This is a genomic window from Ruegeria atlantica, from assembly GCF_013032005.1.
Lineage (GTDB): Bacteria > Pseudomonadota > Alphaproteobacteria > Rhodobacterales > Rhodobacteraceae > Ruegeria > Ruegeria atlantica_A.
Map to the genome: position 1 here is coordinate 226661 of NZ_WQBE01000001.1, position 20263 is coordinate 246923.

The 20263-nt window shown below is 58.6% G+C and carries 20 protein-coding genes; 7 read left to right on the plus strand and 13 right to left on the minus strand.

Features of this window, described 5'->3' with window-relative positions; genetic code table 11:
* Positions 1 to 62: 62 nt before the first annotated feature.
* The 4 genes from GOX21_RS01130 to GOX21_RS01145 form a co-directional block, all read right to left on the minus strand.
* A complete protein-coding gene (locus GOX21_RS01130) occupies positions 63 to 251 on the minus strand; it encodes a twin-arginine translocation signal domain-containing protein (RefSeq protein WP_170348411.1) in 189 nt (62 codons plus the stop codon).
* A 61-nt stretch (positions 252 to 312) separates the two neighbouring features.
* Positions 313 to 924 (minus strand): TorD/DmsD family molecular chaperone, encoded by a 612-nt coding sequence (locus GOX21_RS01135; RefSeq protein WP_170358029.1) that lies wholly within the window; start codon positions 922 to 924, stop codon positions 313 to 315.
* A 4-nt stretch (positions 925 to 928) separates the two neighbouring features.
* Positions 929 to 1516 carry a DUF3306 domain-containing protein gene (locus tag GOX21_RS01140; protein WP_170358031.1) on the minus strand — a complete coding sequence of 196 codons (588 nt, stop codon included), beginning with the start codon at positions 1514 to 1516 and terminating at the stop codon, positions 929 to 931.
* The gene (locus GOX21_RS01145) at positions 1513 to 2067 is read right to left on the minus strand and encodes a DUF3305 domain-containing protein (protein ID WP_170348414.1); all 555 of its coding nucleotides are present in this window, start codon (positions 2065 to 2067) and stop codon (positions 1513 to 1515) included. Before GOX21_RS01145 ends, GOX21_RS01140 begins: the two co-directional genes overlap by 4 nt.
* Before the next feature lie 221 nt (positions 2068 to 2288).
* Here GOX21_RS01145 and GOX21_RS01150 point away from each other — a divergent pair, with 221 nt between their 5' ends.
* Positions 2289 to 4241: a 4Fe-4S binding protein gene (locus tag GOX21_RS01150; protein ID WP_170374918.1), complete on the plus strand. Its 1953-nt coding sequence runs from the start codon at positions 2289 to 2291 to the stop codon at positions 4239 to 4241.
* On the opposite strand, the gene GOX21_RS01155 is transcribed toward GOX21_RS01150, so the two are convergent.
* Positions 4235 to 4963 (minus strand): c-type cytochrome, encoded by a 729-nt coding sequence (locus GOX21_RS01155; protein ID WP_170374920.1) that lies wholly within the window; start codon positions 4961 to 4963, stop codon positions 4235 to 4237. The genes GOX21_RS01150 and GOX21_RS01155 overlap by 7 nt on opposite strands.
* Before the next feature lie 108 nt (positions 4964 to 5071).
* On the opposite strand from GOX21_RS01155, the gene GOX21_RS01160 reads away from it, so the two are divergent.
* Genes GOX21_RS01160 through GOX21_RS01170 form a run of 3 tightly spaced genes read left to right on the plus strand, consistent with a single transcriptional unit; the run spans position 5072 to position 7304 of the window.
* The gene (locus GOX21_RS01160; protein WP_170374922.1) at positions 5072 to 6133 is read left to right on the plus strand and encodes an Mrp/NBP35 family ATP-binding protein; all 1062 of its coding nucleotides are present in this window, start codon (positions 5072 to 5074) and stop codon (positions 6131 to 6133) included.
* The gene (locus tag GOX21_RS01165) at positions 6130 to 6825 is read left to right on the plus strand and encodes a biotin/lipoate--protein ligase family protein (protein WP_170374924.1); all 696 of its coding nucleotides are present in this window, start codon (positions 6130 to 6132) and stop codon (positions 6823 to 6825) included. The genes GOX21_RS01160 and GOX21_RS01165 overlap by 4 nt, the downstream gene beginning before the upstream one ends.
* Positions 6825 to 7304 (plus strand): DUF6505 family protein, encoded by a 480-nt coding sequence (locus tag GOX21_RS01170; RefSeq protein WP_170359302.1) that lies wholly within the window; start codon positions 6825 to 6827, stop codon positions 7302 to 7304. Before GOX21_RS01165 ends, GOX21_RS01170 begins: the two co-directional genes overlap by 1 nt.
* 3 nt (positions 7305 to 7307) lie before the next feature.
* Here the strand turns inward: GOX21_RS01170 and GOX21_RS01175 are convergent, their stop codons facing one another.
* The 8 genes from GOX21_RS01175 to acs all read right to left on the minus strand — a co-directional run bounded on the left by GOX21_RS01175 (position 7308) and on the right by acs (position 16721).
* Entirely contained in the window at positions 7308 to 7808 is a 501-nt protein-coding gene (locus GOX21_RS01175; protein ID WP_170348419.1) for a flavin reductase family protein, read from the minus strand.
* Between the two features lie 89 nt (positions 7809 to 7897).
* Entirely contained in the window at positions 7898 to 9310 is a 1413-nt protein-coding gene (locus GOX21_RS01180; protein ID WP_170374926.1) for a 3'-5' exonuclease, read from the minus strand.
* A gap of 1 nt (position 9311) precedes the next feature.
* Positions 9312 to 9830 (minus strand): hypothetical protein, encoded by a 519-nt coding sequence (locus GOX21_RS01185; RefSeq protein WP_170348421.1) that lies wholly within the window; start codon positions 9828 to 9830, stop codon positions 9312 to 9314.
* Between the two features lie 43 nt (positions 9831 to 9873).
* Positions 9874 to 11697 carry a DUF294 nucleotidyltransferase-like domain-containing protein gene (locus GOX21_RS01190; protein ID WP_170374928.1) on the minus strand — a complete coding sequence of 608 codons (1824 nt, stop codon included), beginning with the start codon at positions 11695 to 11697 and terminating at the stop codon, positions 9874 to 9876.
* A gap of 109 nt (positions 11698 to 11806) precedes the next feature.
* Positions 11807 to 13591 (minus strand): sodium:solute symporter family protein, encoded by a 1785-nt coding sequence (locus tag GOX21_RS01195; RefSeq protein ID WP_170358045.1) that lies wholly within the window; start codon positions 13589 to 13591, stop codon positions 11807 to 11809.
* Positions 13592 to 13596: 5 nt separating this feature from the next.
* Positions 13597 to 13881, minus strand: coding sequence for a DUF4212 domain-containing protein (locus GOX21_RS01200; RefSeq protein ID WP_170348424.1), 285 nt, complete (start codon positions 13879 to 13881; stop codon positions 13597 to 13599).
* Between the two features lie 184 nt (positions 13882 to 14065).
* Positions 14066 to 14749, minus strand: coding sequence for an adenylate kinase (locus GOX21_RS01205; protein ID WP_170374930.1), 684 nt, complete (start codon positions 14747 to 14749; stop codon positions 14066 to 14068).
* A gap of 7 nt (positions 14750 to 14756) precedes the next feature.
* Positions 14757 to 16721, minus strand: coding sequence for an acetate--CoA ligase (acs, locus tag GOX21_RS01210; protein ID WP_170348426.1), 1965 nt, complete (start codon positions 16719 to 16721; stop codon positions 14757 to 14759).
* A gap of 417 nt (positions 16722 to 17138) precedes the next feature.
* Between acs and GOX21_RS01215 the strand changes: the two genes are divergently transcribed.
* The 3 genes from GOX21_RS01215 to GOX21_RS01225 all read left to right on the plus strand — a co-directional run bounded on the left by GOX21_RS01215 (position 17139) and on the right by GOX21_RS01225 (position 20255).
* The gene (locus GOX21_RS01215; protein ID WP_170374932.1) at positions 17139 to 18155 is read left to right on the plus strand and encodes a C4-dicarboxylate TRAP transporter substrate-binding protein; all 1017 of its coding nucleotides are present in this window, start codon (positions 17139 to 17141) and stop codon (positions 18153 to 18155) included.
* Between the two features lie 63 nt (positions 18156 to 18218).
* Entirely contained in the window at positions 18219 to 18848 is a 630-nt protein-coding gene (locus GOX21_RS01220; protein WP_170358049.1) for a TRAP transporter small permease, read from the plus strand.
* Positions 18849 to 18851: 3 nt separating this feature from the next.
* Complete coding sequence (locus GOX21_RS01225; RefSeq protein ID WP_170348428.1) at positions 18852 to 20255, plus strand: TRAP transporter large permease; 1404 nt, start codon at positions 18852 to 18854, stop codon at positions 20253 to 20255.
* Positions 20256 to 20263: the final 8 nt, after the last annotated feature.

A 20263-nucleotide genomic window follows, 5' to 3' on the forward strand; every position in this document is an offset into this window, starting at 1 on the left:
TCGCAACCGTCAGTCGGTTGGTGACATCGTCCGGTCGGTAAACCGGGCGCAGTCGAGGCGGCTTAGAAGCGCGCGCTGTCCAGGTAAGCGCGGGTGTGCGCTGTGTCCTGCATCCGGGTTTCGTCCGTGGGCAGCTCGGCTGCTTCGGCTTTTCCGCTTAGTGTGGCTGCGGCAACAGCAGCGGGCGCTGCGGTTCCGGCCAGTTTGAGGAAGTCGCGGCGCGAGGCGCCTTCTTCCTTGGTCTTGCTCATGGGCTTCTCCTTTCCCATTTGCGATCTAGCGCCAATTCGGGCACTGGCGAGTTGCGGTGGTTCACACCGCCGTCATTCGGAAGGCCTCGCGTTCGATTTCCATAAACACCCGACCGGCTGTGCCGACCGAGGCATAGAGAACCGACGCTTCGGCTGCTTCCAAATCAGAATAGAAATGTGTGGCCCAGGGGCCGATATGTTTGTTCCAGAACGCCTTTTGATCCTCGACCGTGGCGGGTGCGCCAAAACGGCCAACGATCATGCCTGCCATCATTTCCATCAGCGAGGCAATGTTGTCTTCAGGCTCGAATACGTTCTGCGCTCTGGTGATCCCGCGGACGGCCATGTCATTGCGCAACTGCGCCAGTGGTTTCTCGTTCAAAAAACCGGTCAGGTAATAGCTGCCATAGGGCAGCAGCTCACCCCGGCCCAGTCCGATGAACAGCGCATTGAATTCCCGTTCCGCGGCGGCGGGTTTGGTGACTTTGGCCACCCGCGCCATGGCTTGAATGGCTTGACCCAGGTCTGTGCCATCCCCGGTCAGACCCGCGACCTGATCCAGCAGCATCTGATCTGGTGGGCCTGACAGAAGCAGACCCAGAAAATTGTAGAAATCCGCGCGCAGGCGATCTTCGGCCGAGACTTCCAGATTTTGCGCATTGCCTGCGGTCATTTCGTCATCCTTCGAATTCAAATTTCATGCGGCGCGGGGCAACCTGCGGCGCTGTCTCGTCCACCTCATCGGTAAATGCCACGGCCACCTGGGCAGGGGCTGGGGTTGGAACCACTTCCGGTTCCTCTTCGGCTGCCAGGGTTTCACCTTCATCCACCAAGGGTTCGATTTCAGGGGCATCCTCTTCGGCCTCTGCAGCCAATGTTTCGATGTGGCTAAGCATTCCTTTGCCAACTTGATAGGCGGTCTGGATGTTCTCGATCACACAGGCCGCGTCGGTATAGTCCTCGCCATAGTCGACAAGCCCGTCCACATTGGCCAATACCGGGTTCAGCCGCCACAGCCGCCGCAAGGCACGGCGGCGCAACCGGTCAGGGACGGCCTTTGCCATAAACCCCGAGACATCATCCCCAGCCTGCAACTGATCGGGGTCGGGCAAGTTGAACTGTGCCAAAATCTCGGCGTCGCTCTTTTCTTCCAACTCGGCGTGTTGCGTGGCGATGACCTGTTCTTCACTCGCGATGACCTCGGCCTCGGCTTCGGCCTGAACGGCAGCTTTGCGGCGGGACCAGAAATCGCGAGCTTGGGTCATTGCAACAGCCTCCGCGGTGCGCGGTAAACGTCCGAGGTCTGCCGGATACGCGCATCCCCCTTGCCGTCCTCTACAAGGTCCGTCCGTTTCTTGTCGCGGCGGCGTTTAACGAAAACCTCATCACGGTGGTGTTCCAGCGCGAAATCCCGAACCCAGGCAATCAGCCCTTCAGTCATCGGGATTTTTTCGACAATCTCTTCGCCGGTATCTGCATAATCCTGTCCTTCGAACGGGGACGCCGTGACCAGCACCGCATCCATCGGGCGTTCGCCATCCAGCGCATCGCGAAGAACAAGGTAGATCGAAGGTTGTCCGTCGGACAGGTTGACCATGTAGGCCTCAGTTTCATCAGCCCAAAGCGTCAAGGGAAGGGTGGCGGCGTGGTACTCCACGGCTTCACCCTCGCGACGCATCTCAAGCCAATCCGCTGGCCCGGCACCGGGTAGCACGGCAACGGCGCGCCAGTTCCACTTCGCCCAGCGGGTTACACCGGGTGTTTTGCGCACGACGACGCCGATTGGCATTTCAATCTGGCTTGCGGCCTTGGCCACTTAGTCCTCCCCGGAAGGCTCTCCCCTGCCTTCCCCTGGGTCTACTATGGTACACAAAGCAACCATGTGCCAAGTCTGAATTGCTGGGCTAATGATCTGATCACCGATTGTTTACGAACCCGAGAGGCATTGAAGACCCGGCCATACCGAAAGATTTGCCATGGGGCATTGCCACTTTTCCAAGACACCCTAAGCTGAAACCAAGATGGGGAGGGGATGCCATGGGCACAAAACTAATACTATGCGATTGCGCCGGAACGCAGGATCTGGAAGCCGAGAAAATCGCATCCGCTTGTGGGATCGCTTGCTCAAAGGTTCATACGGCCCTGTGTACGGCTGAGTTGGAGACTGCTGTATCCCTGATGCAGGACGGGGATACGGTGATTGCCTGCGGGCAGGAGCAAGATGTGTTCCGGGACCTTGCAGACGAATTGAAAATAGACATGCCGGGGTTTGTCGACTTGCGTGACCGCGCCGGTTGGTCAGAGCAGAGCAGCGATGCGACCCCCAAGATGGCCGCTTTGGCGGCTGAGGCGTTGCTGCCTCAGCCCATCACGCCCAGCGTTGACGTCTTTAGCGAAGGCACCTGTTTCATTGTCGGGGCAGGTGAGGTGAGTTTTGATCTGGCGGCCCGGCTGTCGGACACTTTGGCGGTGACGGTGCTGGTGACCGATGACGCGTCGCCGGTTTCGCGGTCTTTTGACGTAGTGCGCGGCCAGCTTCGGTCGCTGAACGGCGCACTGGGCGGGTTCACATTGCGGCTGGACGCCTTGCAACAGCTAAAGCCGGGCGGCCGTGGGGTGTTTACCTGGACCGAGGCTCGTGATGGGGCGCACTCGGCCTGCGATATCATCATCGACCTGACCGGCGGCACTGCGTTCGTGCAGGCCCCGGCCAAGCGCGAAGGCTATTTGCGCGCAGATCCCAAGGACCCGCTTGCCGTGGAACGGTTGGCCTATGAGGCGGTGCAACTGGTTGGCACGTTTGAAAAGCCGCTTTACGTGCGGCTCGAGGAAACGCTGTGTGCCCATTCCCGTGCCGAGCAGGTCGCCTGTACCAACTGTCTGGATATTTGTCCGACGGGTGCGATCGTGCCGGCGAAGGAACATGTGTCCATTGACCCAATGGTCTGCGCCGGATGCGGGGAATGTGCGGCGGTGTGCCCATCGACCGCTATCACATACGAGGACCCGCCAGTTTCTGCCCTGTTGTCACGCATGCACATTCTGGCGCGGACCTATCGGCGGGCCGGGGGGACGTCGCCCCGTTTGTTGGTCCACGATGCCCACGGGGCTGAGATGATCCGGCTGGCCGCCCGGTTCGGGCGCGGCTTACCCGCAGATGTCATCCCGCTTGAGTTAAACGTGATTTCGGGGTTCGGCCACGCCGAAATGCTGGCCGCATTGGCGCATGGGTTCGCACGTGTCGATATCCTTGTGGCCCCAACCACCGAACGCGACGCGCTGGATCGCGAATTGGTTCTGGCGCAGGCAATTGCAGGACCGGATGGTTTGTCCTTGATTGATCAGGCCGACCCCGATGCGATGGCAGACCTGCTATATGCGCAGGATGTTCCGTCACCGCTGTCCGATCCGGTGCTGCCGCTGGGCAACCGCAGACAAATCGCGCGCTTGTCCGCACAGGCGTTGAATCCGCAGGCGGATACACCTTTATCATTACCCGAAAATGCTCCGTACGGGGCGGTGGCGGTGAATACGGACGCCTGTACATTGTGCCTCAGCTGCGTGTCGCTATGCCCGTCAGGTGCGTTGGCTGACAACCCGGACAAACCGCAGCTGAACTTTCAGCAGGACGCCTGTTTGCAATGTGGCTTGTGCAAGGGCGTTTGCCCCGAGGATGCGATTACCCTTGTCCCGCAACTGGACCTGAGCGACGCAGCCTTGTCTCAGCAGGTGCTGAATGAGGAAGAACCCTTTGCCTGCGTTGAATGCGGTGCGTTGTTCGGCGTGAAATCTACGGTCGAACGGATCATGGAAAAGCTGTCTGGCACGCATCCGATGTTTGCCACCTCGGACAAGGCACGGATGATCCAGATGTGCGACAATTGCCGGGTGAACGCGCAGTTTCAACAATCAGACAATCCGTTCCAGTCCAACCCAAGACCCAAGGTTGTCACGACCGAGGATTATTTCTCAAAGCGAAAGGATCACTGAAGCTGTAGCGGCGCGCCTAAATCAGCAGCCTGGATGGCTGAGACAAACGCCAGAATGGCCTCCAGCTCTTCCAGCGTCATCTCGACCGGGTAAATGGGCGAGGGGCGTTCTGGGTCAAACGGCGGTGTTAGCCCGTCAATTTGTGTGAAGGCGGGATGGGGGTTGAGGGCAAAGAACGCCTCAAACCGTTCAGACCAGTCCGGCATGGCGCGCAATACCGCGAATGATGGGGTTGAGCCCAGACCGTTCATCCGGTTCTGCGGCCCAATCACATGACACCGGCCGCAATGGGTCATCGACAGTTCCGCGCCCCGGGCAGCGTCGCCTTCGATCACGGTTTCCTGCTGGGTTGCCGTTACTTCGAAACTCGCAGAGAAGGGTGCCCCTTGGTCAGGGACAAAGCTTTCGACCGTATTCTTGCCGATATCGGACAGCAGCCAGTCGCGGAACCGTTCGTGCCGGGCGTTGTCTTCGATCCGTAGATGGTACACCACACCGCCGCGTGCAAAGACTGGATCGCCCGGCGGGGAGGTTTCGAGCACCAAAATGCCCCCGTCATCCGCAATAACGCGTATCCCGGTCTTGAGAGAGAAGCGAGGAAGGATATGTTGCAGCAGACCTGAGTCTGTTACTTCCGTCGGGGCGGCAAGGCCAATGGCCTCCTGCGACCAAGAGGGACTGGCAGAGAGCGACAGGCTCAGGCACAAAAGGACAACGCGCATGGCCCAACCTAACGGTCTGGTCCCGATTGCGTCAAATGAACTGAATGAGACGGAGACACATGCAATGAAACGCAACCTCATCGTGGGTGGAATTAAAGGGGTAATGGCATGAGTGTTCGTGATGCGGTTCTGGCAAACCTGAAAAAGATCACTGACCCTGTATCGGGGCAGGATATCGTCAGCGCCGGAGTGGTGCGCGCGCTGAATGTCGAAGGTGACACCGTTCGGTTCGTACTTGAGATTGATCCGAAACAGGCCGAGCGAATGGAGCCCGTTCGTGCCGCCGCCGAGCAGGCCGCAAAGTTGGCAGACGGTGTGGCCAATGTGTCTGCTCTGCTGACCGCGCATTCGGAAAAGGCTCCGCCAGATCTGAAACCGAAACCCAAGCCATCGCAAACCGGCCCGCAGGCCGTACCGGGGGTGGATCGAATAATCGCCATTGCCTCGGGTAAGGGCGGAGTAGGCAAATCCACCGTGTCTGCCAACCTCGCCTGTGCGCTGGCGGCCGAGGGTCGTCGTGTCGGCCTGTTGGACGCAGATGTTTATGGCCCGTCGCAGCCCCGGATGCTGGGTGTCTCGGGCCGTCCAGCCAGCCCCGATGGCAAGACGATCCTGCCGCTGCGCAATCACGGCGTCACCATGATGTCGATGGGTCTGATGACCAATGAAGGGCAAGCGGTTGTCTGGCGCGGCCCAATGCTGATGGGCGCGCTGCAACAGATGATGAGCCAGGTTCAGTGGGGAGCTTTGGACGTGCTGATCGTGGACTTGCCGCCGGGCACCGGTGACGTGCAACTGACGCTGAGCCAAAAGTTCAAGGTGGACGGTGCCATTGTTGTATCTACCCCGCAGGACGTGGCCTTGATCGATGCCCGCAAAGGGATCGACATGTTCAACCAGCTCAAGACTCCTATCGTCGGCATGATCGAAAACATGTCGACCCATATCTGCTCCAACTGCGGGCATGAGGAACACGTGTTCGGCCACGGAGGTGTGAAATCTGAGGCCGAAGCGCTGGGTGTTCCGCTGCTGGGTGAAATCCCCCTGCATCTGGATATCCGGGTCGCTTCGGACGGGGGCGCGCCCATCGTGGTCAGCAAACCCGACAGCCCGCAGGCTGAGGCATTCCGCAAAGTCGCCCGCGATATGATCGCCAAGGGTAAAGCATGAACCTACCGGTCTTTCCGCCTTTGCTAACGGGCCATCCTGTGCAGGGCGGGGAAGACCCGTTCGACCGCGCCCAAGCCATGGCCGCGCTGGGCTGCGACGCGGGGACGGTGGTTTACAACATTCAGGCCGACCGCTTGCGCGTTGCCATCGTTTTTGCGCCCGAGGTGCCTTTGCAGGATGCTATGGCGATGCTGCCTTTGTGCGCCGTGGGGTTTCAGAACGCGCTGGGCGCGCTGGCTCCGCCCGAGGTTGCCGTGCATTTGGGCTGGGATGGACTGATTTGCGTGAACGGGGCGAAGTGTGGAATGTTCCGCACCGCCGCCTCAGGCCGCGATCCCGGGCAAGAACCCGATTGGCTGGTGGTCAGTTGGGAACTGGCGTTGCTGCAAACCGGGGATGATCCGGGGAAAACGCCGGATGTCACCGCACTGTATGACGAAGGGTGCGCCGATGTCTCAGCAGCACAACTGGTTGAAAGCTGGTCGCGGCATATGCTGACCTGGCTCAATCGCTGGCAAGAGGACGGCAACGCCCCTTTGCACGGCGAATGGATGGGGCTGCTGCGCGGCGTCGGAGAGCCCTACGGAGAGACGGGCGTGTTTCTGGGCACCGATGAGCGGTTCGGTATGCTGATCCGTGACGGCGATGAAACACGTTTACGCCCGCTGACCGAACTGTTGGAGAACCGATGATGAAACTGGCCCGTGCGATCCATTTCGATGAAAGCGACATGAACGTGTTCCATTCCCCGGCGCGGACGGGGGAATGGTGCATATCAGGCGGGTTTGAATTCTCGAACTGGGGTGAGGCCGATCTAGAAGGTAAGGCGCGGCAGGCGTTTTCAAACGGTTGGTTGGGCGTCGAAACCTTTGGGCGCGTGACATTTGTCGCCGTGACCCAGATCGAACAGGCCGAGTTGGACCAGATCGTGCAAACTCTGGCCGAGCATTTTGTGCAATTCTACGGTGCGCCTTCAGTCGAAGCGGCCTTGGGTGTGGCACAGGCCGAAATCGTCCATATGAGTGAGCTTTGCGAAGAACACGCCCCGAACACACTGTTGACGGTAGCGCGTGAGTTGTCCGACACGGGTGTGCACGAAGCGTTCCGTATTATCACCCCACAGGAAACACAGCTTGAGGCGTTGGCCGTTCACGGCTCGCTTGATGAATGAAGGTTACAGCAGGTCCGCGAAGCCGCCGAACTGACCGCGTTTGAAAATCAGGCCTTTGCCTGTGCGATACATCACCTGTTCGACCTCACCAACCAAGATCAGGTGATCCCCGGCCTCGTGCTTGGCATGTAATTGGCAATCGAACCGGGCCAGACACTCGTTCAGTTGCGGTCTGCCTTTGTGATCCGTATCCCATTCCACGTGCGAGAAATCCAACCCATCACGCGCGAACTGCAGTGCCTGATCCTGCTGTTCCTGTGCCATCACGTGAATGGAATAGTGTTGGCAGGCATTAAAGGAATTAAACCGGAACGAGTCTTTTGCCAGGCACCAAAGCACCAGCGGTGGGTCCAGCGAGACCGATGAGAACGAATTGACGGTTATCGCACGCGGTCCGTTTTCGGTGTTCGTCGTGATGACGGTGACACCTGTGCCGAAACACCCCAGCGCTTCGCGAAAAGCGGTACTTTGGTCAGGAGTTGGGGTGAAGGTCTTTTCAGTCATTGTCCGCTCGTGCAGTGGCCGCGCATCAGGTGCCACGGTCTGCCGGAATTGTCCATGAAAAGCTGAATCTTGAGCGAATATTTTGACGTTCAGTTCAAATCTTCCAGCAGGCGGCCATGCTGACGGGTTGCCTCGATGACTGCGCCAAAGGTTGTCATGCCACGGGCTTGCAGCATAGGCAGCATCTTGACCAGTGCTTGCGCTGTGGCGACAGCGTCGCCAAGGGCGGTGTGGCGCAGGTCGTGCGGAATGGCAATCTCTAACCTGTCACACAACGCATCCAGGGTGTGCTTGTCGCTGGCGCCGAACAGAACGGCAGATAGCAAAACGGTGTCGAGGATGGGGTGATCCCAGTCGACATCCATGCGTTTTGCATGGCGCCGCAGAAAGGCCATGTCGAAAGGCGCGTTATGGGCCACGATCACCGCATCCCGCGCGAATTGGTGGAACGTGCGCCCCGCCGCAGCAATATCCGGTGCGCCCTGAACCATGTGGTCGCTGATATGATGAACTTTGGTCGAAGCCGGCGGGATCGGCATGCCAGGATCAACCAACATATCAAACCGCTCGCCCTGAACGATGCGTCCATTCACAACCCTGACCGCGCCGATCTGGACGATTTCGTCCTTGTGCGGCAGTAGTCCCGTGGTTTCGGTGTCAAACACCACAAAACACAGATCGCGAAGGGCGAGAGATTCGAACTCGCCCGCGACCGCGCTGTTCAGCAAGTCAAAGTCGTATACCAGTGGGCGCGCAGCCTCGGGTGCGATATTAGCGGCGCTTTCGTCGAATATCAGCAGATAGCCGGGCGCGTCGCCCAGCGGCTTCATGCGGGCGGAATAGGTTTGCGCGCCGTCGATGCTGGTCAGGGTGCAATCGACCTCAAGCCCGGTTTTTGACAGTTTCTCGTAGGCTTGTTGCAGTGGCACGGGTTGCAGGTATTCGTAAAGCGAGGCGTTCAAGCGGGGATGGGCGATTTGGGCCAGCACTCCGGCGGCCTGCCCATCGTACAGCACGATTTTGTGGGTGGGGCTGGCCAGCACCATCGCCACCGGAATCTCGGTCAGCAGGGCCGTCAGTCTTTGTTTTTCAGCAGACAGATGCGCAGTCTCAGCAGCCACGGCCTGAGCCACATCCATGGTCTTGCCTGACAGCTGATCCGCCAACCCGGCTGCCGCTGGGGCCAGGTCGCCCAGATAACGCGCGGCCTGCATGTCCATATCCGTGCTGACGCCCGCATGTGCGCGGGCGCGCAGCTGGGCCGATAGACGTTCGATGGGCTTTGCCACGTTGTCGTCAAACAGCAGCCAGACGGCAATGATCAAGGCGATGAAGCCGAAACCCATAAGGATTTCAGCCAGGATAAAAGCACTTGCTAACGCAGGATCAGCGACACGCAGATAGCTTACCCAAAGTGCCACAGAGCTAACGGCCAGTGCGCCCACTGCCATCAAGCAGAAGAACAGAAAAATTCGGACGCGCAGGCTTAGCCGGGTCAGCATGTTACACTCCGCAGGTGGCCTCGACTATGGGGTCCTCGGCGTTGACGGTCAGCCAGTCGGCATTCAGCAATTGGCCGTCGTCACCGAACTCGGCTCCATCGGCCAGGCTGGCACGGCTGTTGGTGGCGCAGTCGACGGCCACCGGCAGTTTCGAGATCGGGGACCAGCGACCGAAGAAATACATGTCCACAAGGCGTTGATCCGGCACCTGCTCGTTGGTCCGGACCGAGGCGGTGTCGATCGCGGCAAAGCGATTGACGAACGGTACGGCGTAGGTCCACGGGCGATAGAAGGCCCGGCTTTCAACCTCTTGCACGATTTCCATTTCTTCCGGCAGCGTTTCAGTGGTTCGGTCGTACCAGGAATACTCGCTGGCGATGGTCATGCCGATCATACCCAACCCAGCCGCGACCGGAGCGGCCCAGCGGGGCAGGCGGCCACCCGTCAGTTTGTTCACTCCCATCACCACACCTGCAAAGGCGATCCCTGCAAAGATGGTGCCGATCAGTTCCAGAAACATGTTTTTCTCCTGGTTTAACGCTTTTGCGCCCGTTTGGGTCTGCCTAGTTCAGCATACCTTTGCCATGGCCCACCGCCGACTGCATTGTTTTTACGACGACAAAGGCGTCTCGCAGATGACTTCGCTCAAAGTCAGACAAAGTCGATGGTGGAAGATAGTTGTCGGGGTTTTTGCCGGATTTGACCAGCCTCACCTGATGTTCCAGCCGTGTTTCAGCGATCAAGTCATAGGCGTCCAGAATATCCCGCGCGCCCGAGGGGCTAAGAACCTGGGCCGCTTCGGCGGCTTTCAAGCGGGCGCGGGTATTGGCCTCGGGCAACTGACCCTGAAGGCTGTAGATGCGGGCCAGATCAACCACCGGCACAACGCCGTTATGTTTCAGATCAAGCGTGTTGCGATGTTCGCCCGAACGGATGGTGGCAAAACCTCGTAACAGGCCGAGCGGGGGCGTGTGCTTTAGTGAATTGGAAATCATGTGCGCCACGAAGATCGAATTCGAGTTGGCTGCAGCCAGCGTGTCGGCTTGCAGATCCTCGAACAGCTCGAACGCGCCGCCGATGGGGCGCAGGTCGAACATGACCGAGGCCAGCATTTGCGCCTCGGGGTTCGGTTTGGCGATCCAGCCGTTGAAATAATCCCGCCATATCCGCACCGGCTGACACCAGCGGGGATTGGTCGCCATCATGTCGCCCGGGCAATAGAAATACCCGCAAGTGTCCAACCCGTCCGAAACATATTTTGCCAGTTCGCTGAAATAGGCCATGTCGCCGTCAGACATGTTGTCGTCCAGCATCAGGCAATTGTCCTGATCCGATACGCCGGTCTGCTCTTGCCGCCCTTGCGAACCACAGGCTAGCCACAGATAAGGCACGGGCGGCGGGCCTAATTTCTTTTCTGCCAGTGCCAGCAGACGGCGGGTCACAGTATCGGCGATGTCGGTGATCAGACGGGTAACGATCTCATGCCGGTTACCGCTGGCCACCAGCTGCACCAGAAGTTGAGGAATTTCAGCCGTGACCAGTGCCATTTCACCCGCAGAGTTGGCATGAGCGATCCGCCGAACCAGTTCGGCCGAGTTTACGGCCTGATAGTGGGTCAGATCGGTCTGCGTGACGATACCGACCAGCTTGCCGCCTTCACAGATCGGGATATGGCCGATCCCGCGCTCCATCATCACATGCAACACGTCCGATCCGATATCGGAGGGTGAAAGAGTGATGGGATCATGTGTCATGATCGCTGAAACGGGTGTTGTTTCGGGCATGTTGTCCGCCACGTATTTTCCGGCTACGTCCCGCAGCGTTGCGATGCCCAGCAGCGTGTCGTCTTGGGTCACGCACAGAGACGAGATATGGCGATCGCGCATCACCCGCGCGGCTTTTTGAACTTGCATGTCCGGAGGACAGGTGGCCGGGTTGTGGGCCATCAAAACGTCAATCGCGCTGGTGGCCAAGCTTTGCGGACCGGCACGTTCCCCGCGCGTACGGTTGAAGAAGTTGGCGACAACATCATGGCCGTCGATCAGCCCGCGCACCACGTTGGGGGGCAGAACCATCAGAACGGACGGCGTATGCGTATGTGCATGGGTTGCAGCTTTGCCGTCCTTCAGAAGACCACGTTCCCCAAAGGAATTGCGCAGTCCCAGATGCGAAACGACAGCGCCGTTTTCATCCGTGATCTCAACCTGTCCTTCATAGATCACAAATATGCCGGGTAGGGTGTTTCCCAGCTCATACACGGGAAACCCTTCATCGACCTCCCACACCTCGATCTGGTTGGCCAGATCGTCCAGCGTGTCAGGCGGCAAGGCGTCATAGGGGTGTACGGATTTCAGAAACCGGGTGATCTGGTCATGGGACAGGGGCATCAGACAATCCTGGGCTTCCATTTGAAAAATCCCGCCCGGTGGAATGCCGGGCGGGAACAGTAGGTCGAAAGACGCGGCACACGGGTGTTATCCATATGCCGCATCATGCTCATTTATTCTGAGCTGCGCCAGCGCCACGGGGAATGCGAACGCTTTCGACCAATTCCACGATCTCCTGCGGGGTCTCTTTGGTCATACCAGCGACCACGTAAGCGACACCGAAGTTGATCATCGCACCGATTGCACCGAACGAGGTCGACTTGATCGGACCCAGCAGCGGATCAGCATCGGTGAACGAGTTGGTGCCCGGAATGAACAGCCAGCCCTTGTGCAGGAAGATGTAGACCAGGGTCACGGTCAGACCAGCCAGCATACCAGCAACCGCGCCGGTGTTGTTGATGCGGGTCGAGAAGATCCCCATCATCAGCGCCGGGAAGATCGAGGCTGCCGCCAGACCGAAGGCCAAGGCCACAGTTTGCGCTGCAAAGCCCGGGGGGTTCAGACCCAGATAGGTTGCAACAACGATGGCCACGGCCATTGCGATCCGCGCCGCCATAAGCTCTCCTTTTTCCGAGATCTGCGGGTTGATCGCGCCTTTGACAAGGTCGTGGGACACAGCCGACGAGATCGCCAGCAACAGACCCGCAGCGGTCGACAGAGCAGCCGCAAGACCACCGGCAGCGACCAGACCGATCACCCAACCTGGCAGGTTGGCGATCTCGGGGTTGGCCAAAACCAGGATGTCGCGGTTGAACTTGGTCAACTCGTTACCAACCCAGCCTTTTTCTTCGGCAAGCACCTGCATGTCTGCATTCTGATCGTTGTAGTACTGGATTTTACCGTCGCCGTTCTTGTCTTCCCAATCCAGCAGCCCGGTTTTCTGCCATGTCTGCATCCAATCATAACGCGGATCCGTGTCGATTTCCTCGACCGAAACGGCACCACCTTCGATGCCACCATTGGGCCACATCATGTCGGTGATGTTCAGGCGGGCCATTGCGCCAACCGCAGGGGCGGTCAGATACAGCAGCGCGATGAAGACCAGCGTCCAGCCAGCCGACCAACGGGCGTCAGCCACGCGAGGCACGGTGAAAAAGCGCATGATCACGTGCGGCAGACCAGCAGTACCGATCATCAGCGACAGCGTGAACAACACCATGTTCAACGTGTTCGAATGGTGCGCTGTGTAGTCGGCAAAGCCCAGCTCGGTCACGATTGCGTCCAGCTTGGTCAGCAGAGGCTCACCACTGGCGGTATCACTGAAAAGACCCAGCGCCGGAATCGGCGTGCCGGTCAGCTGCAGCGAGATAAAGATTGCCGGGATGGTATAGGCTGTGATCAGCACGCAGTACTGAGCGACCTGAGTATAGGTCACACCCTTCATCCCTCCGAACACCGCGTAAGCAAACACGACACAGGCACCGATCAGCAGACCGGATGTGTTGGACACCTCGAGGAAGCGGCCAAAGGCCACGCCAACGCCGGTCATCTGACCGATTACGTAAGTCACAGAGGCCACGATCAGACAGATCACCGCAACGATACGTGCGGTCTGGCTGTAGAAGCGGTCGCCGATGAATTCCGATACTGTGTACTTGCCGAATTTACGCAAGTAAGGCGCAAGCAACAGTGCCAGCAGCACGTAGCCACCGGTCCACCCCATCAGGAAGGTCGAGTTGTCATAGCCGGTAAAGGCAATCAGACCCGCCATCGAGATGAACGAAGCCGCCGACATCCAGTCGGCCGCTGTTGCCATACCGTTGGTGACCGGGTGAACGCCGCGACCGGCGGCGTAAAATTCCGATGTGGAACCCGCCCGGGCCCAGATCGCGATGCCGATGTACAGCGCAAAGGACGCGCCGACAAACAGCAGGTTGATAGTAAACTGGTCCATGGGGTTTACTCCTCATCCACGCCGTATTCGGCGTCCAGCTTGTTCATGCGCCAGGCGTAGTTGAAGATCAGCACCAGAAAGACCAGGATTGATCCCTGCTGAGCGAACCAAAAGCCCAGATCGGTGCCGCCAACGGCGATACCGGACAGCAGCGGACGCAGCAGAATGCCGAATCCAAAAGACACCAGCGCCCAGATCACGAGGCTGATGTAGATGAGACGCAGGTTGGCCTGCCAATAGCCCTTGTCGGCCTCGGCAGCCTGCGCGGAGTTTGTTGATTGATCCGCCATTGCGGGTTCCTCCTTCGCTTCCTCGTTGGGCGGCCCGTGCCCAACTCCTCCAGTGACTTGGGCCGCTTCTCGATTGTGCCTGGCACCAGCATGATGTCAGGCAAGACTCCTCTGGTCCGCCAAGGCGGGTCCATTGAAGTATTCTCTTGTTGGATCAAAGCCTTGGGGGGCTTTTCTCCTCCCCTTAACTCATCGCGTGACCCACGATATTCTTGAGGTCGCTCGCGATGTCTTCGATCTTGCCCATTGCGTTAGTGCGTTGCAGAACACCGTGGGATTCATAGTAAGTGATCAGCGGCGCGGTTTGGGCGTGATAGGCAGCAAGGCGCGAGGCAACGGTTTCGGCGTTGTCGTCGGCGCGGCGTTTGAACTCGGTATAGCCGCATTTGTCGCATTTGCCTTCGACCGCGGGGACCTTGAACGTGTCATGAAATCCTTCACCGCAGCCTGCGCAGGTGTAGCGGCCCGAGATGCGGGTGACCATTTCGGCGTCTTCGACCTCAAGGCTGATTGCGGCGCTGATCTTCTGGCCGTTTTCCGACAGCAATCCGTCCAGCGCCTCGGCCTGCACGGTCGTGCGCGGGAAGCCGTCCAGAATGACACCTTTGGCGCAGTCCGGTTCATCCAGCCGGTCGCGCAAGATAGCGATGACGATCTCGTCGCTGACCAGATCGCCAGCTTCCATAACGGCCTTTGCAGCAAGTCCGGCCTCGGTCTCGGCGGCAACGGCGGCACGCAACAGGTCGCCGGTGCTGAGTTGTACAAGCCCGAACGTGTCTTCGAGCATCCGCGCCTGCGTGCCCTTCCCGGCGCCCGGAGGGCCGAGAAGGATCAGAACGGCGGGGGTGGTGGTCGTGGCAGCGTCCATCACATCCTCACTTACTTGCGCGGTTTTCGATCAGATCTTCGACCACCGACGGATCGGCCAAGGTCGAAGTGTCACCCAGCGAGCCAAAGTCGTTTTCGGCGATCTTGCGCAGGATACGGCGCATGATTTTGCCGGAACGGGTCTTGGGCAGGCCGGGGGCCCATTGGATCACATCGGGGCTGGCAATCGGGCCAATTTCTGTGCGAACCCAAGTGCGCAGCTCTTTCAGAAGCTCATCCGAAGGCTCGCGATCGTTCATCAGAGTGACATAGCAATAGATGCCTTGCCCTTTGATATCATGGGGATAACCGACAACAGCAGCTTCGGCCACGGCGGCGTGCGCCACCAGCGCGCTTTCTACCTCGGCCGTACCCATACGGTGGCCCGAGACATTGATCACGTCATCGACACGGCCAGTGATCCAGTAGTCGCCATCCTCATCCCGGCGGCAACCGTCGCCCGTGAAGTAATAGCCTTTGTAGTCGGCAAAATAGGTTTTCTCGAACCGCTCGTGATCGCCCCAGACGGTGCGCATCTGACCGGGCCAGCTGTCTTTGATGCACAGCACGCCCTCGACCCCGTTTCCTGTGATTTCGACACCCGATTGCGGGTCAAGAACGACAGGCTGAATTCCAAAGAACGGTTTCATCGCCGAGCCGGGCTTCATCGCATGTGCGCCGGGCAGGGGGGTCATCAGGTGACCGCCGGTTTCGGTCTGCCACCATGTGTCGACGATGGGGCAATTGCCTTGGCCGACAACCTCGTTATACCAGTTCCACGCTTCGGGGTTGATCGGTTCACCCACGGTGCCCAGCACTTTCAGATCGCTCAGATCGTGCTTTTCGACCCATTCGGTACCCTGTCCCATCAATGCGCGGATCGCCGTGGGGGCGGTATAGAACTGGTTTACTTTGTGCTTGGCGCAGACTTCCCAAAAACGGCCAGCGTCGGGATAGGTCGGCACGCCTTCGAACATCAGGGTCGTCGCACCATTGGCCAGCGGGCCATAGACGATATAGCTGTGGCCGGTGACCCAGCCTACGTCTGCGGTACACCAATAGATGTCGCCATCGTGGTAATCGAAGGTGATCTGATGCGTCATGGCTGCGTAGACCAGATAGCCACCAGTGGTATGCACCACGCCTTTGGGCTGACCGGTTGAGCCGGAAGTATACAGGATGAACAAAGGGTCTTCGGCGTTCATCTCGGCGGGTGCGCAATAGTCATCCGCTTCAAGCGCCATTTCGTTGTAATCGAAATCGCGGCCGTCAACCCATGTGGTCTGGCCGCCGGTGCGCTTGACCACCAGACATTTCACGGTGTCTTTACAGTGCAGCAGAGCGGCATCCGCATTGGACTTAAGAGGGGTCTTGCGACCGCCGCGCGGGGCCTCATCCGCCGTGATAACCACCTTGGCATCGCAGCCGTTGATCCGCGCTGCCAGCGCGTCGGGCGAAAAGCCCGCGAAAACGATGGAATGGATCGCGCCAATACGCGCACAGGCCAGCATCGCATAGGCTGCCTCGGGGATCATCGGCAGATAGATCACCACCCGGTCACCTTTGCGAACGCCCAGAGATTCCAGAATATTGGCCATTCGGCAGGTGCGGCGGTGCAGCTCGGCATAGGTTATGTGCTGGGCGTCGTCGTTCGGGTCGTCCGGCTCCCAGATGATCGCGGTCTGGTCGCCGCGTGTTTTCAGATGGCGGTCCAGACAGTTGGCTGCCACATTCAGTGTGCCGTCGGCATACCAGTTTATTCCAACCGAGCCGAAATCATAGCTGACATCTTTGACTTGTGTATACGGTTTGATCCAATCTACTCGCTTGCCTTGCTCATCCCAGAACGCCACAGGATTTTCGATCGAGGCGTTGTACATCTGGGTGTATGCGTCGGCATCGACATGGGCGCGGGCAACGGTTTCTGCGGATGGCGGATAGACCTTGGCATCTGCTTGAGCAGCGGTTGTCATTCTGAGGCTCCTCCCTCTGGACTTTATTTCACTGGGCCAAATCTTGCCCGCGGAACGGGCGATGTCGACCCGTTTCCTCCCCACGTCAAATAATAAGCGAAACTGAAAACAATTAAATAAATTACCGATATCTTTAGATTTGTTTGTAAAGAAATTTTGTTAGCGTGCAAATAATAGTAAATAAAGCTACTATGAACTTCAAAAAAACAAATAAAAACAAATTAGTAAGTGTCATGAAATTTTGATTGGTGGATGCAGATGATCAACCGCAATTTTTGAATCTTGGATACACCTATTGGTTGTTAGCGCTGTCTTCTGGTGCTTGGTGAATTTGACCGGGGTTGGCACACATCAATGTTGGCGCTAGCTTTGATCGCAAGCGCTTGGAGAAGAAGCGCAACAAAGGGAGAATTCATGATGAAAAAGATGTTGAGCGGCGCGGCCGTCGCCGCCTTGGGTGTTGCATTCGTCTCAGAGGCTGCGGCAACCGAATGGAATGCCTCGGTTTGGGGCAAGCGGCGCGCCTTTACTGAACATGTCGAAAAGTTGTCCGAACTGGTGAGTGAAAAGACAGATGGAGAGTTCACCATCAACGTCAGTTATGGTGGCCTGTCAAAGCCCAAGGAAAATCTGGACGGCATTGAAATCGGTGCTTTTGAAATGGCTCAATTCTGCGCCGGGTATCACCGCGACAAGAACCGAGCGATCACCGTGCTTGAGCTGCCGTTTTTGGGTGTGAACAATCTTGACGAAGAAGTGGCTGTCAGCCACGCGGTCTACGATCACCCGGCAGTCAAGGATGAGATGGCGCAGTGGAACGCGCGCATAATCATGACCTCACCAATGCCGCAGTACAACCTGGTCGGCACCGGTGATCCGCGCGACGAATTGGCGGATTTTGACGGGATGCGTGTACGTGCCACTGGTGGCCTGGGGCAGGCGTTCGAGGCTGTGGGCGGTGTGCCGACCTCTGTCCCAGCAACAGAAGCGTTCAACGCGATGGAATCGGGTGTTGTCGACACGGTTGCCTTTGCCCAACACGCTCACCTGTCTTTCGGCACCATCAATGAAGCCGACTGGTGGACCGCTAACCTGAACCCCGGCACGGTCAACTGCCCGGTGGTGGTGAATATCGAAGCCTATGAAGCGCTGCCTGCGGAGCACAAGGAGGCGCTGAACAGTTCGATCGACGAGGCGATTGATCATTACCTTGCGAACTACGGCGGGCTGCTTGAGCAGTGGGATAGCGTTTTGTCTGAGAAGGGCGTTGAAAAAGTTGAGATCGACGATGCCGTTCTTGAAGAATTCCGTGCTAAGGCAGCCGATCCGATCCGTGAACAGTGGATTGCGGATATGTCCGCACAGGGTCTGCCAGCGCAGGACCTCTATGATCTGGTTCAGGCGACGCTGAAACAGCAGCGTGGCGGCAACTGATTGCCCTATCCGGGTGCCTGACCGGGCACCCGGAAACCAATCATAAAACAGGGGAACACCGGAATGGCAGGACAGGCCACGGTGCTTGAGGACGGCAGTCGGCTCAGTTGGCTGGATCGTCAGCTCTTGAGGTTAGAGCAGTTTTTGGCATTGATCAGCGGGCTTGCCGTCTTTGGCTTGATGGTGCTGGCAGTGGTTTCGGTCAGTGGCCGCAACGCGATTAACGCGCCTTTGCCCGGTTATGTGGACTGGATCGAACAGGCCATGCCGCTGATTGCCTTCCTTGGAATCTCATACGTGCAGCGCGAAGGCGGTCATATTCGTATGGATATCGTGATCGCGCGTCTGCACGGGCGGGCGCTGTGGCTGTTCGAACTGATCTCGGTAGTTTTGATCCTTGTGCTTATGCTGGCACTGGTCTGGGGCAGCTGGTCCCATTTCGACCGCTCTTTCGATTTTGGCGCACCGCTGTGGAGCCGTGACAGTTCAATTGACATCGGCATTCCGCTTTGGCCTGCCAAGCTGCTGGCGCCAGTGGCGTTTTCGGTCCTGTGCGCGCGGCTGGTGTTGCAGGTCTGGGGATATGGGCGTGCTTTTGTGCTGGGACTCGAACATCCGGTGGCCGTGCCGTTGATCCAGGATGCGGCGGCGCAGGCCGCTGCCGAGGCCGAGCAATTCGAAGGGCAGGACTAACGCATGGACACAATAGATATTGGTCTGTGGGTTACAGGTGGCCTGCTTGTATTGGTCGTCACAGGGATGCGGGTCGCCTTTGCCGCTGGGCTTGCCGGGTTGGTCGGGCTGGTCTGGATCTTCTGGGCCAAGTTCGGATATGACCCGGATCGGTTTGGCAAAGCATTGACGGTGGCTGTCAAAACAGCCGGGCAGGTGCCGCATTCCAAAGTCGCGGCGCATACGCTTAGCCTGATACCGACTTTTATCCTGATCGGATACTTGGCCTATTACGCGGGCCTGACCAAGGCCTTGTTCGAGGCGGCCAAACGCTGGGTGGCGTGGGTGCCGGGTGGGCTGGCAGTTTCAACCGTGTTCGCGACAGCCGGGTTTGCCGCCGTGTCGGGCGCGTCGGTCGCCACATCCGCGGTTTTCGCCCGCATCGCCATCCCCGAGATGCTGAAAGTCGGTTACAACAAGCAATTCGCTGCTGGAGTCGTTGCTGCCGGGGGTACGCTGGCCTCGTTGATCCCGCCTTCGGCCATTCTTGTGATCTATGCCATCATCGTTGAACAGGACGTGGGTAAGCTGCTGTTGGCCGGGTTCATCCCGGGGGCGTTTTCGGCAGTTATCTATGGCCTGCTTATTGTGGGAATAGCGGTGATTTTCAAAACCGTTGGGCCTCCGGTCACGGGGTTTACATGGAAACAGCGCTTTGCGTCCTTGCCCGGTGCCTTGCCGATTGTGGCTGTGATCCTGATCATCATCTGCTTTGTCTATAACCCGTTCGGAGAAAAGGCCTGGGGCACGCCAACCGAGGGTGGTGCCATCGGCGCCTTCATTGTCTTCTGTTTTGCCCTGTTCCACGGCATGCGCTGGACCGAGCTGAAATCCGCGTTGCTTGAAACCGCCAAACTGACCGCGATGATCTTTTCGATCATCTGGGGCGTGCTGATCTACGTGCGGTTCCTTGGTTTCGCCGACCTGCCGGGCGCGTTTTCGGACTGGATCACCTCGCTTGAGATGTCGCCGATGCTTATCCTGATTTGCATCCTGCTGGCCTATGCGGTGTTGGGCATGTTCATGGATGCCATCGGAATGCTGCTGCTGACGCTACCGGTCGTGTACCCGGCCGTCATGGCTCTCAACGGTGGGGAAGCCGTCAGCGCCGCTGAAAGTGCCTTTGGCATGTCGGGGCCGATGTGTGCGATCTGGTTCGGTATTCTGGTTGTGAAAATGGCCGAATTCTGCCTGATCACGCCGCCGATTGGCCTGAACTGCTTTGTCGTCGCTGGCGTGCGCCCGGACCTGAGCGTTCAGGACGTCTTCAAAGGCGTGACACCGTTCTTCATCGCCGACGCGATTACCATCGCGTTGCTTGTGGCGTTCCCGGCCATCGTCCTCTACTTGCCGTCACTGGCCGGATAGAAAAAGCC

Coding starts and splice junctions, on each gene's coding strand:
- GOX21_RS01130 (WP_170348411.1), bottom strand. CDS start 251: ATGAGCAAGACCAAGGAAGAAGGCGCCTCGCGCCGCGACTTCCTCAAA.
- GOX21_RS01135 (WP_170358029.1), bottom strand. CDS start 924: ATGACCGCAGGCAATGCGCAAAATCTGGAAGTCTCGGCCGAAGATCGC.
- GOX21_RS01140 (WP_170358031.1), bottom strand. CDS start 1,516: ATGACCCAAGCTCGCGATTTCTGGTCCCGCCGCAAAGCTGCCGTTCAG.
- GOX21_RS01150 (WP_170374918.1), top strand. CDS start 2,289: ATGGGCACAAAACTAATACTATGCGATTGCGCCGGAACGCAGGATCTG.
- GOX21_RS01155 (WP_170374920.1), bottom strand. CDS start 4,963: ATGCGCGTTGTCCTTTTGTGCCTGAGCCTGTCGCTCTCTGCCAGTCCC.
- GOX21_RS01160 (WP_170374922.1), top strand. CDS start 5,072: ATGAGTGTTCGTGATGCGGTTCTGGCAAACCTGAAAAAGATCACTGAC.
- GOX21_RS01165 (WP_170374924.1), top strand. CDS start 6,130: ATGAACCTACCGGTCTTTCCGCCTTTGCTAACGGGCCATCCTGTGCAG.
- GOX21_RS01170 (WP_170359302.1), top strand. CDS start 6,825: ATGAAACTGGCCCGTGCGATCCATTTCGATGAAAGCGACATGAACGTG.
- GOX21_RS01175 (WP_170348419.1), bottom strand. CDS start 7,808: ATGACTGAAAAGACCTTCACCCCAACTCCTGACCAAAGTACCGCTTTT.
- GOX21_RS01180 (WP_170374926.1), bottom strand. CDS start 9,310: ATGCTGACCCGGCTAAGCCTGCGCGTCCGAATTTTTCTGTTCTTCTGC.
- GOX21_RS01185 (WP_170348421.1), bottom strand. CDS start 9,830: ATGTTTCTGGAACTGATCGGCACCATCTTTGCAGGGATCGCCTTTGCA.
- GOX21_RS01190 (WP_170374928.1), bottom strand. CDS start 11,697: ATGCCCCTGTCCCATGACCAGATCACCCGGTTTCTGAAATCCGTACAC.
- GOX21_RS01195 (WP_170358045.1), bottom strand. CDS start 13,591: ATGGACCAGTTTACTATCAACCTGCTGTTTGTCGGCGCGTCCTTTGCG.
- GOX21_RS01200 (WP_170348424.1), bottom strand. CDS start 13,881: ATGGCGGATCAATCAACAAACTCCGCGCAGGCTGCCGAGGCCGACAAG.
- GOX21_RS01205 (WP_170374930.1), bottom strand. CDS start 14,749: ATGGACGCTGCCACGACCACCACCCCCGCCGTTCTGATCCTTCTCGGC.
- acs (WP_170348426.1), bottom strand. CDS start 16,721: ATGACAACCGCTGCTCAAGCAGATGCCAAGGTCTATCCGCCATCCGCA.
- GOX21_RS01215 (WP_170374932.1), top strand. CDS start 17,139: ATGAAAAAGATGTTGAGCGGCGCGGCCGTCGCCGCCTTGGGTGTTGCA.
- GOX21_RS01220 (WP_170358049.1), top strand. CDS start 18,219: ATGGCAGGACAGGCCACGGTGCTTGAGGACGGCAGTCGGCTCAGTTGG.
- GOX21_RS01225 (WP_170348428.1), top strand. CDS start 18,852: ATGGACACAATAGATATTGGTCTGTGGGTTACAGGTGGCCTGCTTGTA.